Below are 13,716 nucleotides of genomic sequence, written 5' to 3'. Positions count from 1 at the left end.
CTCGATCCGTGGCGTTCGCCGCCGGAACGGAATCAGAATGCCAGTGAAGTCGCCGGCGTTTCCGTTCGGTAGCGGCATGCGCCGCTCATCGTGCCCGCTGCAATGTAGGTAGCAGATCCTGACCATGGCGCATCACGAGATGTTCGTCCAGAAATCGGAACGACTCGGTCTCAGCATAGATCTGGTGACCGGCATAGAAAACTGTCCGCGAGTTGATACCGGCGACTGAAGCGACGGGTAGCTCAAGCGTTCCGACGCGGCCATCGAATCGCCCGCGCATGACCAGCTCTTTCGTAAGCGGAAAAAACACCGTCGTTCCTTGAAGTCCGAAACCGGGTGCGTAGAATCCGGCCTCCATTTCCATGTCGTCCCACGACAGCGTGACGGGACGATCAGAAGTGATGAAACCGCCGGAGCCGTGCGCGGCTTTCGCCACGATCCAGCTACGTCGATGCAGCAGGTTGTACAAGGTGGTGACTGACTGCAAATCCCGCGCGAGGTGCCCGGTGGTGTGTGTGGCGACTGTCTCGTCGCCTCGCTCGACGAGACTCCTGAGTTCCTCGTAAGTGCAGTGCGCCGCGTCCTCGATGCCGGCCTCGGCGGCTTTGCCCTTCTGTGATTCCCAACCCTGCCGATTCGCAATACCAAACTCGCTTAGCCTGCGAGCAGTCTCCTGCATATAGTGGCGTATCACTTCCGTGCGCTCCGCGCCGAGCACCGCCAACTGCGCGATCAGCCTCAGAATGAGCGCACGGTCGGCATCGTCGGAAAAGTCGCCCTTGCTGTTCGTACGGGCCAGCGCTGGAGCCAGTTCCGATTCGAATTGCGCGTAGCCCTGGTCCGCTGAACAGGGGTTTTCTCCCTCCATCGCGACCTGATTGAATTTGCGTTCTGCCGCAACATTTTGTGGCGTCGAGACGAAAGCATGTTCGACCGACGAGTCGACGATATACAACTGCGAGTTTTTATCGCGATTACGAGTGAACCCGCTTAGATAGCACCCGAGAATGCGCGCGGCTTCGCCGTCTTTCGCGCCATCTAATTTCGTCTTTGACACAAGGCCTCCAGCAGGAGGATGGGTGAGCGCATCGCGTTGGCCCGTTCGGAGCATCATATTCGCGGACGATTTCTGAGCTTGACGAGAACTCTTCAGAGCCGACAGTCCCCGACCGCAACGTTCAGCACGAGCCGATCACGACCGATAGCCCCTTTGGCGGAGTACTTGCGGGCGTTAGTCCCTCGTTTACATGGAACCGCCCGCAATGAAAATTCAATGCAGGTTGAGTCTCGGCGTACCTTTGGTTTGCAAGGAGCGCAAGGGATGGACCTCTTCCCTCAGATGAAATCGCCTTCAGAAGAACGCATAGCGAAGCCGACATCGACGGCACCGCAGATCGCGAAGATCTACGGACGAGCAGACATCAGGGAGAGGCCACTGGAGTACTGAACATTATCGTCACATACGGGGGCGCTTCACGCCTTTTATATGTATCAGCCCGCTGCGTGGCTAACGTTCAAGAGGCGCCGCACCGAAGTCCGCAGCGTTTCAACAGAGACAGGCCTGAGCCAGAACTCGTCGCAAGTCCCTCGTTCGCGCAGCTCGATGGATTCGGTGCGTGCGAGAATAAGAGGAATTCGCGCGAGCGCGTGCTTCGACCTGAGATGCCGGCAAAATTCGACCCCGTCCATCACGGGCATAGTCCGGTCGCTAATGATAAGCGCCGGCTTCTCCCTTCTTGCGACGACGGGCCCCCAAGTCCATTTCTGGCACTGACGACTCGATAACCATCCCGGCGAAGAATGCCATTCCATGCGCTCAGGCGCTCGGTTTCGTCAGCCACAATCGGCACGTTTTTCATTGTCGTCTCATAGTTGTTCTAACAGCATCTCGGGCTGCGAACATCAGACTAACAATTTGTTCGCCATCATTCCGTGCGGCGGCGCACGAGCGCGGCGCGGAACGGCCAGATTCTTGCGGCGGGCATGCGGGACCCTGAGCGCACTGCAAGTTGCCCGGAGCACGCGGTAGCATTAGGGAACGGCGAGTCGCCTCCGCAACCGGGTATCCGTTTGGTTATAGATTTTTCCAATGATTTAGGTCCTGCTCAGGTTTGGCGCTAATCTGGAGATCACCGAGATGGACGAACCGCGCATTACTACTAGTCCCGGTGGGCCCCGTCAATCTTCACACCGCCTCGCGTCCCTCTCTCTTGCGGCCGCAGGAGCGTTATGGGGTACCGGATTTCTCTTCGGAAAGATTGCTTTTAGTGAGATGTCGGTCACAGAGAACGTGACATTTAGACTTCTCTTCGCCACGGTTGCCCTCCTGCCCGTTCTGCTCAGAACGTGGAAACTGTTTCAGGGGCGAGATCTATCGGTTCTCGTGCTTGCGGCTGTGGTCGGGGTGCCAGTCCAATTCCTCATCCAGTTCAAGGGCGTCCAACTGACAACGGTGTCACACGCTTCTCTAATTATTGCCATCGTGCCCGTGCTTCTCGCTTCGGGTTCGGCCATGTTTTTGCACGAGCGTCTCGACAGAGCCGAATGGGCCGTCCTTCTTCTCTCCGCGGTTGGGGCCGTTCTGATCGCGGTGTCAACCCCTCGTGGGCGTGGGGCGCAACCGAACTTGAAAGGCGACATCTTGGTACTGCTCTCAGCGTTGGCGGCGGTGGTAATGATTCTCGCGACCAAGAAACTGGTGAAGAGTCGCAGTCCCTTCAACGTGACGGCGTCCATTCTCACAGTGGGTACCTTTTTCCTCGTGGTCTATGCGGAGATCTGGCAACCATTACGCTTCCGGTTCTCCCCTATAGCTTGGGCGGGGTTGGCGCGCAGGGCATTCTCGCCACCGCAGCTGCCTATCTGTTGTGGAATTGGGGATTGTCCAAAATGCCTGCTTCGCGTTCGGGCGTATTTGTAAATCTGGAACCCGTGGTGGGGACCTTTCTCGGCGTGTTCATTTTGCACGAGTCTCTCGGGCTAACCGCCGTACTTGGCGGAGTGATCGTCGTCGGATCGGCAATCTTTTTTAGTCGACGTCCTGGGCGCCAATACCCATGAGGCCGCTGCAACTTCACGTGTGCGCCCAAAAAAAGTGCCACCACTCCAGAATCGCCGGTGCCAGGCCGTCAGTTCGAAGGGCCGGCGGCGATTTTCTTCTGACTTCGCTCGGCTTCATGCACCTGCCGACGCATCTCCAGGACGGCGGGCGGGGCCACCCGGCGACGGGCCAGCGCCCATGGGAGAGCGCTGATCATGGTAAACACATCGTGTACGAACGCGCCTTCGCGCCACAGAAGCGCGAAGGCGCGCGCCGTAGCGGACCAAGCTTCGCGCCAAGGCAAACGCAGCCAGGAAATCCATGCTGTATTGCGCGCCAGCAGCCGTCGTCTCAAGCGGCTATCGCGCGCCCGCGACGGATGATGATGCACGACCGCTGAATCCATGTAAACGATCGCACTGCCGGCTGTGAGCACGTCGAGCGCCACTAGTTCTTCTTCACCTCCGATAAAAAGGCGCGGCTCATAGCCGCCGACCGCCCGGAACACGTCGGTCCGGAAAATGCAAGCGCCGGCTATGTACCCCGTCAAGGGCGGGCCGGGCAAATCACCTTGGTCCAGCGGGCTGTTTCGCATACGGACGCACGTCTCATCCAGTTCCAGCGAATCGCCGACGAGCACCCGGGCGCTCAGCACCGCGACGCGAGGCGAGGCGTCGAGCAGACGAACCGCCCGCGCCAAAGAGCCGGCCTCCCACCACATATCATCGTCGCAAAAGGCGACGTAGTCGGTCGATACGCAGGCGATGGCTTGATTACGACCCGCGGCGCCAAAATTCGCAGCGCACTGCACGACGCGTACCGTCGGCAGCCTCGCCTCTATCAGCGCGACGGTATCGTCGCTAGAAGCATTGTCGACAACTATCACCGCGGGCTTCTCCGGCAACGCAATGAGGCGCGACAAGCTATGTAGCACTTCCGCCGCGCGGTTATGTGTGAGCACGACAACCGAGATGCGGTGCGCGATTGGCAGGTCCTCTTGACAGGCGTCCATCTTCATTGAAGAACCTCGCGATTTTTCTCACTTTCCCACAGGTCGTGCGCTAGCAGATGATTCCCGTTGAAAGGGGGGGCGAGAATCCGCGCTCAGAATCGCCCTGGCGCTGCCGCGGTTCCGGCACAGCACGACGAAGGTCAGCGACGCAGAATCCGTCGCACTGGACAGCGATGCCTCCACGCTGGTCCCCATGGAAACGCAAACTCCGTCGATGCGGTGTTTGGGAAGGGGATGCGATCCGCGCCCATAAGCACCCGAGGTGGACAGGGCTCATCGACGGAAAACCGGAGCACCAATGCTGTAAAACCCACTGCCAGGGTAGGCGGCAGAGAAGCAAGGCGAGTCCCTTCATCTCGAACGATGCGAAAGCGCAGCGGCAAAATCCTCGCTGGCCTCTATCCGCGCGCGGAAATAGCGGGCTGTCAGGCGCAAGCCATCATCGAGCGAAGTGGACGGCTGCCAGCCGAGCAGATCGTGCGCTCGCGAGATATCAGGCTGACGATGCCACGGGTCGTCGGTCGGCAGAGGACGCAGTTCCAGCCGCGATTGGGACTCCGTGATTGTGACGATGCGCTGTGCAACCTCGCGCATCGTGACCTCGTGAGGATTGCCGAGATTCACAGGACCACCCGGATCGTCGTCGAGACTCATCAAACGGATGAACGCATCGACCATATCGTCCACGTAACAGAAGGAGCGGGTTTGTGAGCCGTCGCCGTAGAGCGTGAGCGGCTCTCCGCGCAACGCCTGCATCATGAAGTTCGACACTACGCGGCCATCCGAGGGATGCATGCGTGGCCCGTACGTATTGAAGATGCGTGCGATCCGGATCGACAGTCCGTGCTGGCGCCGGTAGTCCATGAACAATGTCTCGGCGCAACGCTTGCCCTCGTCATAGCACGAGCGGGGGCCGATCGGATTGACATGCCCCCAGTAGTCTTCCTTCTGCGGATGGACCAGCGCGTCGCCGTACACCTCGCTCGTGGACGCCTGGAAGATTTTCGCTTTCACGCGCTTGGCGAGTCCAAGCATGTTGATCGCACCATGCACGCTGGTCTTGGTGGTCTGCACCGGGTCGTGCTGATAGTGAATTGGCGAAGCGGGGCACGCGAGGTTGTAGATTTCGTCGACTTCCACGTACAGCGGAAAGGTCACGTCATGACGCATTAACTCGAAGTTCGCGCAGTCGAGCAGCGGCGCAATGTTGTCCTTGGTACCGGTGTAGAAGTTGTCGACGCATAGCACCTCGTGCCCCTGAGTGACGAGGCGTTCGCACAGATGCGAGCCGAGGAAGCCGGCGCCGCCTGTGACCAGAATCCGTTTGCGGGTGAGTTCTTTCATGGTGATGTGTCCTTCCCGGAGGGACGCCTCAGGCTGGATTCAGGCGGAGACTTGCTGCAAAACGTCGTGCCAGTCCTGCGCAAAGCGGTCGATATGAAAGCGCTCCAGCGCGGTGCGCCGCGCGCCCTGGCCCAGACGCCGCGCTTCGCCGGGATCGCGCAGCAACTCGTTCATCGTGTCGACCAGCGCGTTCACGTCGGTATGCACGAAGCCGTTCTCGCCGTTCCGGATCACGGTGGCCAGTTCGGTGGTCGCAAGACCGACGATCGGCATGCCGATCGTCATTGCCTCGACGATCGCAAGACCCAGGCTGGTCCAGCGAATCGGATTGAAAAAGAATCGATAGCGCGCGCTGAACTCGGCGAGATCGAGATTGCCGATTTCCCCGATGCCGCCGAGCCGCTCCGCATCCATGCCGACCAGATCGAGCGGCACACGCGCACGCGTTTCGGCGAACACGTCCGCGCCGAGCCGTCGGCCACGTTGTGCCAGATGATTCACCACCACGATGCCGCGTTCGAGTTCGCCGCTGTAGCGCACGCCCTCGGGCACCACCACGCCGTGCTCGATCACCCGCGTCGGCGTAACGCCGCAATCCCACATCAACCGGTTGAAATGCGTGACGTGCACCAGCAGCGTGTCCGGATCATCGACCCAATGCCATTGCTGGAATGGATTGTCCTGAGGCGGATCGTGCTCGATATAGACCCGCGGAAGCCGCTGTTGCGCCGGGCTTAACACGTGCTCGCGATCGTATTCCCAGTGGGTCTTGTGCTGGTACAGGATGACGTCGAACTGCTGATCGGGAACGTCGTCGATATCGATCTCGTGCACGTTCTCGCCCCACGGCAGCACGCCGACCTTGCCTGCATAGCCTGACGGATGGCCGGGCTTCGTGACCAGAAAGAAGTCGTGCGGCGTCTGGGTCAGGTAGTACAGATAGTTGCCGTGCACATGCCAGGTCAGAACGCGCAAATGTCGGCAGTTACGCAACATGATGCGACTCCTCGAAGGTCTCCGGGTTCGCTCGTGCATGCAACGCGTTCGGCGCGCCGGGGTGTGCACCGCTATCCTTGGCGAGTTGCACGCACGCAGCCTGGACCACCTGTTGCACGCTGACATTCAGCGCACACGGATGACCATAGGGGCAGTCCCGGAACATGCATGGCCTGCACGCCGGATAGTCGGCGAGCACACGATGCCGTGCGTGATCGAGCGGCGCCCAGCGTCGTGTGTCGCTCCCGGACGCGATCACCACTGAGGCGGTGGCCGTGGCGGCGGCAATGTGCGAGATGCCCGTGTCGTTGCAGACCACCAGACGGGCATGCGCGACGAGCCCGGCAAGGCCGCCGAGTGACGTGGCGCCGGCCAGATGCAGGGCGGGCGCGGTCATTGCGCCGAGCACCGCGCCGGTCAGCGGCGCTTCGGCGGCAGTGCCGGTGACCGCGATCTGCCAGCCGTCGGAGGCCAGTTTGTCGGCCACCTCGGCAAAGCGTTCGGCGGGCCAGCGACGCGACGGCAATTGGGCACCTGGGTGTACCAGCACGAGCCGCTGCGCTTCGATACCATGCTCGGCCACCAGCGCAGCGTATTCGTCACCGTCGTGGGCGCTGAGCGGGAACCACAACTGCCGGTCGATCACGGGCGCGCCCAGCGCGCTCATCAGCGCGAGATAGCGTTCGGACTCCGGCAGCCCGTCAGGCCAGCCGATAAAGACGCCATGCCGCGCCGCCTCGCCAGCCTGCACAAATCCCGCATTGGCGCGCGCGCCGAGTTCGAGCAGCAACTCGTTCGCGACGCCGCCGCTGCCGTGCAACTGGATCGCCAGATCGAATCGCCGCGCGCGCATCTGCGAAAAAAAAGCGGGCAGCCCAGCATTGGATTCCCGCTGTTCGGGAAAACCAACCGCGCCGGGAAACACGATCAGCTCGTCGACGAGACTGGCGTAGCGCTCGACGAACGTTTTTGCCCACGGCAAGCCGATCAACGCGATGTGCGCATGCGGTGCCGCCTGTCGCAATGCCCGCAGCGCAGGCACGGCGCACAGCATGTCGCCGAGTTGCAGGGCGCGAAACACGGCGATCCGGCGTGGCGCGAGCGCCGTCAGAAACGTGGATGGTTTCATAGAAAGAGCACCTTGAAACGGGCGGCGCCGTAAAGCCGCCAGAAGATCGAAAGGAACGGGATTGGAATCGACGTCCATGCCATTTCGGCAATGTGCCGCCAGCTGTGATCGCGTCCGCGCAAACGGATTGCGCAGAAGTAAGCGGTTAGCGCGCACCAAACGAACAACCCATCGAAAGCGACGGTATCCGAGCCGATGAGGCCGCCGATCAGTGCGGCCGATGCGGCGCACAGAATCGCGTAATACAGCAGCGGCGGCCGAGCGCGAATGCGGGTTCTAAACAGTTCGGGATGCTTGCTATAAAGCAGTGCGTCGAACTGGCTCTTGCGCTGCTGCGCGATGCTTACGCCCCAGCGCGCCGGCCGCACGGGATGCACGACTACCGCATCGGCGGCGCGCAGGATCTCGCCGCCTGCGCGCATCAGCGTGAATTGCAGATCGGAGTCCTCGCGCCACGCGCAGGTGAAGCGTTCATCGAAGCCGCCCGTCGTATCGAGAAAGCTGCGCGAGACGAAGGCATTCGCGGTGGCGAACTCGGCGCGTTCAAGGCCGCTCGCGTCCGCTTCGTAATCGGTCGGCAACGGCGGCAGCGGCACGACGATCGTTCCGGCGGCGGCCGCCGCGCCTTGCGCGAGCGCCACGACCCCGGCGCTTAGCCAGTGCGGGTCGGGCAGCGTGTCGTCGTCGGTGAAGGCGATCAGCGGCGAGCGCGCGACCCGCCAGCCGGCATTGCGCGCGCCTGCTGGACCCTGGGTGCGCGTGACCGGCAGGTAGCGCACTGTTAACCCGCGCGCGGTCTGGGCCTCGGCGATGCGCTCGACGCAGGCGCGCGTAGCGTCGTCGGGGCCGTCGTCGCAGACTACGATCTCGTAGCGGTTCGCCGCGAAGTCCTGACGGCATAGCGCGTCGAGACAAGCGGCGAGCATCGCCGGCCTACGATAGGTCGGTACTACCACGCTGACGTCCGGCTGCCCCGGCAATGCACCCTGGTAGCTCGCGCCGATCCGCCCCGCGTCACCGCGCGACTTGACGAAGTTACCGTCCAGGTCCACCGGGCCGTTCGCGAGCGAACTCATGCGCGCACTCCAGGTTTCTCGACGAGGAACGGGCCGATCACGAGCGCATCGAGTGGCGAAGTCCAGAACGATTCGACCGCGTCGCGCGGCGAGTTCACCATCGGCTCTCCGCGCGTGTTGAACGACGTGTTCACGAGAATCGGCACGCCCGTGCGTTGCATGAACGCGGCCAACAGGTCGTAATAGAGCGGATGCTGCGTACGGTTGACGGTCTGCACGCGAGCGGTACCGTCTACGTGACGTACCGCCGGGATGCGTTCGGCCTTCTCGGCGCGTACGTCGAAGACAAACAGCATGAACGGCGCGGACTTGCCGTCGACGAACCACTCGCTCGCGTGTTCTTCCATCACGACCGGCGCAACCGGACGAAAGTCCTCGCGATCCTTGATCTCGTTGAGCTTCGCCTGCATGCGCGGGTCGACCGGCGACGCGAGGATCGAGCGCGCGCCGAGCGCACGCGGCCCGAACTCCGTGCGGCCCTGATACCACCCGATCACCTTGCCGTCGGCGAGCAGGTCCGCGGTATCGCCTGCGATGTCGGCGAGCCTGCGGTACGGCACTTTCGACCATCGCAGGAACTGCTCGATTTCCTCCTCGCCGTATTCCGGGCCGAGGTACGCATGGTCCATCGTCCATCGGCGTCCACGCTCGCCGCGTGCGCTGCGTTCGCGGTAATCGATCCATAGCGCCGCGCCGAGCGCGGTGCCCGCATCGCCGGCGGCGGGTTGAACCCACACGTCATCGAACGGACCGGCGTCGCGCAGCTTCGAATTCATCACGCAGTTCAGCGCGACGCCGCCGGCCATGCTCAGTGTGCGTAGGCCCGTCTGGCGATGAAGCCAGCCAGCCAGTTGCAGCACGATCTCCTCGAGCACGCGCTGCAGGGAATGGGCAATGTCGAAGTGGCGCTGTTCAAGCGGGCCGCCCCGCTCGCGCGGCGGCCCGAAGCGCTCGGTGAGACGCGGCGCGTCGACGGTGTATGTGCCGTCATTGCGATAGCGAACGATCTCGCGGAATATGTCGAGGTAGACGGGCTTGCCGTATGACGCGAGCGCCATCACCTTGTACTCGTCCGACGAATGCAGGAAGCCGAGCCAGTCGGTGACGGCCTCATAGAGCAACCCGAGCGAGTGCGGCAGTTCGACCTGCCTGAGCCGCTCATAGGTGCCGCCGACGAACCGCCCCATGCTCGTCGTCACGCCTTCGCCACGGCCATCCATGGTCAGCACGGCGGTGTCGTCAAATGGCGCGGCGAGGAAGGCACTCGCCTCATGCGCGAGATGATGCTCGACGAAGTGCCATTCGAAAGCGTGCTCCCGGTCCGTGCGCTGAAACCTCTTGCGCAAATGATGCGGCGCGCCGTCGAGCAACTGACCTTTTGCATTGGCGATATAGCTCAGGAACAACGGGTCCCATGGCGACGCGGAAGGGTCGGTCATGCGCGCACTGGTGGGATCGAACGGCAGCTCGATGGTTGCGCCCGGACGGCTGGGCATGCCGCCGAACAGCGTGGGGTCGTACGAATAGGCGACGTGATCGACGTCGGCGAGCGTGATTCCGGCCTCCTTCAGGCAATAGTCGATCGCGTCGAAAGGCAACTGCCAGGTCGAGAACGGCACGGGGCGCTTGGCATGTTTGACGTGGGTGAAGCGCTCGTCTTCTGCTGCGGCGAGCACGACGCCGTCACGCAGCAGGGCTGCGGCGCTGTCGTGATAGACGGCATTGATTCCGAGTGTGTACATGGGCGTTCACAAGAAAAAAGGTTTCAGGGAGCCAGCGGTTCGTCGGCCAGCGGCGGCGCCTCGGCGCAACCGGCGGGCTTGGTCGCGTCGGGGCTTGCATTGGCATTAGGGTCGGCGTTGGCATTGGTCGCAGCCGTCGGCACAGCGGCGCGCAAGTCGAGCGCGGCTTGCACGACTTCGGCGGGCGCAACGCCGAGTAGACAGGCGTGATGCTGTTGCGGACAGACGCTGCGATAACACCAACGGCATTCGACATCGCGAAACAACACGCGATGCGGTGTCTGCCACGGCGCATGCTGCGGATTGGTCAGCGCGTACAGATCGACCACAGGCGTGCTCAGCGCGGACGCCAGATGCACCGGACCGCTGTTGTTGGAAACGAGCACGCTCGCGCGTTCGATCAGCGCGGCTAGCTCGCCGAGGGTCAGGGCGCCACTCAGGTCGTGCAGGCGAGCGCGCACGCCTGGCGCGGCGCTGCGCAGCACGGTCTCGACCAGCGGCCGTTCGCCGGAGCCGCCGGTGATGAGCAACGACGCACCGGTTTCGCGCGCGAGCCGTGTGGCGACATCGCCGAAACGCTCGGGCGGATAGCGGCGCGACGCGGCAGTCGCTCCGGGGTGCAGCACGATCCATTCGGACTCGCGATCGACGCCGCGCGCGGATAGCTGGACGTCGAGCGTGCGCCGGTCCGCTTCGCGCACACGAAAGCGCATGCGCGTATCGGACGAATGCGCGCCGACCTGGCGCACCAGATCCAGCTGGCGCTGCACTTCATGACGCGTGCGCTGCTGGGGCTCCGGTTCACGCAACCAGTCGGTGAGCAACGCATAGGGGTTTTCGCGGCAGTGTGCGAGACGGCGCGGGATGCCTGCCTCGTGGCAGAGCATTGCGGCCGGCAACGGGCTCTGGCTATAGACGGTGAAAATCACGGCTGCATCGAAACCGCCGCGCCTGAGCCGCTCCTGAATCGGGTGTTCGTGTAGTTGCGCGCAGGCTGCGTTCGGCGCATGCGCGACCCATGGCGCCTCATATTCGATCACGTCGTCCACATCGTCGAGAAAGGGGGCCAGCGCCGTGCCGCTGCGCGACGCAAGCAGCGTGATATGACGGTCTGCGGCGGACTCCCGCAATGCGTGCAAAGCCGGCGTGGTCATCAGTACGTCGCCGAGATTATCGGGCCGCACACACAGAATCCGTTTCACGTCGTCGCCCCAGGAGGCGAGCGCCGATGCTTCCAGCGGCACACGAGCGTGAGCCAGCGTCGGCTGTGCAATAAGCAGCGGGGCGTTCATTGCAAGCCTTCGGCAGCGAGCGGCAGTGGGTTGGACGCGCGTTCATGACGCACTACGATCCGCACGGCTTCGTGCAGGTCGGCAGCGCGTGCGAACGGCATACGCAGCGGGCCTTCGATCCATTCGGTCTCATGGCCGTTGTCGAGCAGCACGGTGCGGCAGCCGGCACGGTTGCCGGCCTCGACGTCGTCGAGGATGTCGCCGATGAACCAGCTGCGTGCCAGATCGAGCCGGTGCGCGCGAGCCGCGCGCAGCAACAGGCCGGCTCCGGGTTTGCGGCAATCGCAGCCTACGTTATACGGCGCCACCGTGCCATCGGGATGATGGGGGCACCAGTATGCATCGCTCAAGGTTGCGCCGCATTCGGCGAACAGGCGGTGCAATCGGGCTTCGACGTCATTCAACGCCGGGCGCGCAAACCTGCCGAATGCCACACCCGACTGGTTGCTGATCACGAACAGCGCAAATGGCGACGCGGCAAGCAATGTCAATGCCTCGTGCGCACCAGGAGTCAGCCGCATTAGTGAGGGATCAACGTTGTACGGCACGTCGTCGAGCAGCGTGCCGTCCTTGTCGAGGAACACAGCGGATTGCAGCATGATGCGCGTCCTGGTGAGAACCGTGAGCGGAATGCCGAAGGGATGCCGCAACAGCGGACTCGACAGTGGTGTGAAGCAGTGTCTGTCTCGCGTGCGGCCCTGCGTCAGCTAAACGATGCACCGGCCGCAGCGCGTCTGGGCCTCTGCGTTGCTTCGACGGCGGTTATCGCCGGTGCTGCCGGCGCGGCGTGCGCGACTCGCGCATAAATCTGCGCGAGCGATTCGCCGACTCCGCGCCAGGTGAATTTCGCGTGCGCGCGCGCGAGACCCGCTTCGCCCATCCGGCGCGCCAGCGCGGGGTCGCGCCGTAACTGATCAAGCCGGACCGCGAGCATGACCGGATCGCGCGGCGGCACGAGAAAGCCGGTCACGCCATCGGCCACCGAATAGCGAATGCCACCCACGTCCGCGCCGATCACTGGCGTGCCGCAGGCCATTGCCTCGACCGGTGTAATGCCGAAGGGCTCGTACCACGGCGTCGTCACGAACACGTCGGCCGCGCTGTAGAAGTAGCGCAATTGCGCGCGGCCGCGGCGGCCGACGAACACAGTCTGATCGGCGACGCCGCATTCGCTCGCGATGCCTCGCAGGCGGGCGATTTCGGGGGTGGCGAGTTCGTTCGGCGCGTCGGAATTGCCGCCCACTACATACAGTCTCGCGGACGCGTGGAAGGCCTGCTTGAGTATGCCCACGCCGCGCACCACATTGTCGATTCCCTTACGCTGCACGAGCCGGCCCAGTTGCAGCGCGATGAATTCGTCCTGCTGCCAGCCAAGCGTTTCGCGCGCCGCGGCGCGTTCTACAGGTCTGAATTCGTCGGCATCGAAGCCGCAAGGCACGATCTGAATACGGGCGCGGTCGGCGTGGTAATGCTCGATCAGATCGGCTTCGTCCTGTGGACATTCGGCGATGATGGCGTCCGAGAGCGCGACGAGATCGTCTTCGATCGAGAAGCGTTCATCCGGAAAGCCGTCGTCCGCGCCCTGGTGGATCCTGCGCACCCGTCCGAGCGCATGAAAGGTGGTGACGAGTGGAATGCCGAGCGCCGCCTTCACGCTCAGGGCCGCGAGACCGGACATGAAGAAATTCGCATGCATCACGTCGTACCGCCGGCTTTCGCGGCGAAACAATTCGACGAGAAATGCCGCGAACTCATCCATGAACGGCAGCAGCTGTTCTTTCGGCAATTGCATCGGCGGACCGGCGGGCACATGGATCACGCGCACGCCGTCCATGTCCGAAATGAGCGGAAGTAGTGCACGGTCGCGTCGCGTGAATACGTCGACCTGATGTCCCGCTTCGAGCAGCTGACGCGCGACGTTCGCCACGTAGATGTTCTGTCCACCACTATCGACGCCACCGGCAACAGCGAGAGGCGAAGCATGTTCACTGATGAGAGCGATTTTCATTGTTACCTTCCCGGCATGGAGAGTGGGCACATTGATCTAGGCAGGCTTTTCAGCCGCGAATCTGGATGCCCGCGGCT

General features: G+C 63.0%; 12 protein-coding genes. 2 read left to right on the top strand and 10 right to left on the bottom strand.

All coding sequences use genetic code 11. The features are described from left to right. Positions 1-85 precede the first annotated feature (85 nt). Positions 86-1,057 (bottom strand): DUF4238 domain-containing protein, encoded by a 972-nt coding sequence (locus ACZ9H4_RS16065; protein WP_476119615.1) that lies wholly within the window; start codon positions 1,055-1,057, stop codon positions 86-88. A gap of 1,080 nt (positions 1,058-2,137) precedes the next feature. Here ACZ9H4_RS16065 and ACZ9H4_RS16060 point away from each other — a divergent pair. Both ACZ9H4_RS16060 and ACZ9H4_RS16055 read left to right on the top strand, forming a co-directional pair. After that, entirely contained in the window at positions 2,138-2,920 is a 783-nt protein-coding gene (locus ACZ9H4_RS16060; protein WP_476119613.1) for a DMT family transporter, read from the top strand. Continuing rightward, a complete protein-coding gene (locus tag ACZ9H4_RS16055) occupies positions 2,815-3,060 on the top strand; it encodes an EamA family transporter (RefSeq protein ID WP_476119611.1) in 246 nt (81 codons plus the stop codon). The genes ACZ9H4_RS16060 and ACZ9H4_RS16055 overlap by 106 nt, the downstream gene beginning before the upstream one ends. Positions 3,061-3,128: 68 nt before the next feature. Here the strand turns inward: ACZ9H4_RS16055 and ACZ9H4_RS16050 are convergent, their stop codons facing one another. From ACZ9H4_RS16050 to ACZ9H4_RS16010, 9 genes are all read right to left on the bottom strand, one after another. Beyond that, on the bottom strand, positions 3,129-4,058 hold the full coding sequence (locus ACZ9H4_RS16050) for a glycosyltransferase family 2 protein (RefSeq protein ID WP_408141416.1): 930 nt from the start codon (positions 4,056-4,058) through the stop codon (positions 3,129-3,131). A 345-nt stretch (positions 4,059-4,403) separates the two neighbouring features. Continuing rightward, positions 4,404-5,396: a UDP-glucuronic acid decarboxylase family protein gene (locus tag ACZ9H4_RS16045; RefSeq protein ID WP_476119609.1), complete on the bottom strand. Its 993-nt coding sequence runs from the start codon at positions 5,394-5,396 to the stop codon at positions 4,404-4,406. A 39-nt stretch (positions 5,397-5,435) separates the two neighbouring features. Next, positions 5,436-6,392 (bottom strand): glycosyltransferase family 4 protein, encoded by a 957-nt coding sequence (locus ACZ9H4_RS16040; protein ID WP_476119607.1) that lies wholly within the window; start codon positions 6,390-6,392, stop codon positions 5,436-5,438. Beyond that, entirely contained in the window at positions 6,382-7,521 is a 1,140-nt protein-coding gene (locus tag ACZ9H4_RS16035) for a glycosyltransferase family 9 protein (RefSeq protein WP_408141413.1), read from the bottom strand. The genes ACZ9H4_RS16040 and ACZ9H4_RS16035 overlap by 11 nt, the downstream gene beginning before the upstream one ends. Further along, a complete protein-coding gene (locus ACZ9H4_RS16030; protein WP_476119604.1) occupies positions 7,518-8,597 on the bottom strand; it encodes a glycosyltransferase family 2 protein in 1,080 nt (359 codons plus the stop codon). The genes ACZ9H4_RS16035 and ACZ9H4_RS16030 overlap by 4 nt, the downstream gene beginning before the upstream one ends. Further along, the gene (locus ACZ9H4_RS16025) at positions 8,594-10,339 is read right to left on the bottom strand and encodes a carbamoyltransferase family protein (protein ID WP_476119602.1); all 1,746 of its coding nucleotides are present in this window, start codon (positions 10,337-10,339) and stop codon (positions 8,594-8,596) included. Before ACZ9H4_RS16025 ends, ACZ9H4_RS16030 begins: the two co-directional genes overlap by 4 nt. A gap of 23 nt (positions 10,340-10,362) precedes the next feature. Continuing rightward, entirely contained in the window at positions 10,363-11,631 is a 1,269-nt protein-coding gene (locus tag ACZ9H4_RS16020) for a glycosyltransferase family 9 protein (RefSeq protein WP_476119600.1), read from the bottom strand. Beyond that, positions 11,628-12,230, bottom strand: a complete 603-nt coding sequence (locus ACZ9H4_RS16015) for a D-glycero-alpha-D-manno-heptose-1,7-bisphosphate 7-phosphatase (protein WP_476119598.1) — start codon at positions 12,228-12,230, stop codon at positions 11,628-11,630. Before ACZ9H4_RS16015 ends, ACZ9H4_RS16020 begins: the two co-directional genes overlap by 4 nt. A 104-nt stretch (positions 12,231-12,334) precedes the next feature. Further along, positions 12,335-13,639, bottom strand: a complete 1,305-nt coding sequence (locus ACZ9H4_RS16010) for a glycosyltransferase family 4 protein (RefSeq protein WP_408153452.1) — start codon at positions 13,637-13,639, stop codon at positions 12,335-12,337. Positions 13,640-13,716: the final 77 nt, after the last annotated feature.

Source organism: Paraburkholderia sp. TE9906 (assembly GCF_056279605.1).
Note: the sequence above shows the minus strand (reverse complement) of the source record. Positions and strands in the feature narration are given on the sequence as shown.

Excerpts from the sequence above, each read along its gene's own strand:
- ACZ9H4_RS16035 (WP_408141413.1), bottom strand. The coding sequence starts at position 7,521 with ATGAAACCATCCACGTTTCTGACGGCGCTCGCGCCACGCCGGATCGCC.
- ACZ9H4_RS16030 (WP_476119604.1), bottom strand. The coding sequence starts at position 8,597 with ATGAGTTCGCTCGCGAACGGCCCGGTGGACCTGGACGGTAACTTCGTC.
- ACZ9H4_RS16020 (WP_476119600.1), bottom strand. The coding sequence starts at position 11,631 with ATGAACGCCCCGCTGCTTATTGCACAGCCGACGCTGGCTCACGCTCGT.
- ACZ9H4_RS16050 (WP_408141416.1), bottom strand. The coding sequence starts at position 4,058 with ATGAAGATGGACGCCTGTCAAGAGGACCTGCCAATCGCGCACCGCATC.
- ACZ9H4_RS16010 (WP_408153452.1), bottom strand. The coding sequence starts at position 13,639 with ATGAAAATCGCTCTCATCAGTGAACATGCTTCGCCTCTCGCTGTTGCC.
- ACZ9H4_RS16060 (WP_476119613.1), top strand. The coding sequence starts at position 2,138 with ATGGACGAACCGCGCATTACTACTAGTCCCGGTGGGCCCCGTCAATCT.
- ACZ9H4_RS16040 (WP_476119607.1), bottom strand. The coding sequence starts at position 6,392 with ATGTTGCGTAACTGCCGACATTTGCGCGTTCTGACCTGGCATGTGCAC.
- ACZ9H4_RS16015 (WP_476119598.1), bottom strand. The coding sequence starts at position 12,230 with ATGCTGCAATCCGCTGTGTTCCTCGACAAGGACGGCACGCTGCTCGAC.
- ACZ9H4_RS16025 (WP_476119602.1), bottom strand. The coding sequence starts at position 10,339 with ATGTACACACTCGGAATCAATGCCGTCTATCACGACAGCGCCGCAGCC.
- ACZ9H4_RS16045 (WP_476119609.1), bottom strand. The coding sequence starts at position 5,396 with ATGAAAGAACTCACCCGCAAACGGATTCTGGTCACAGGCGGCGCCGGC.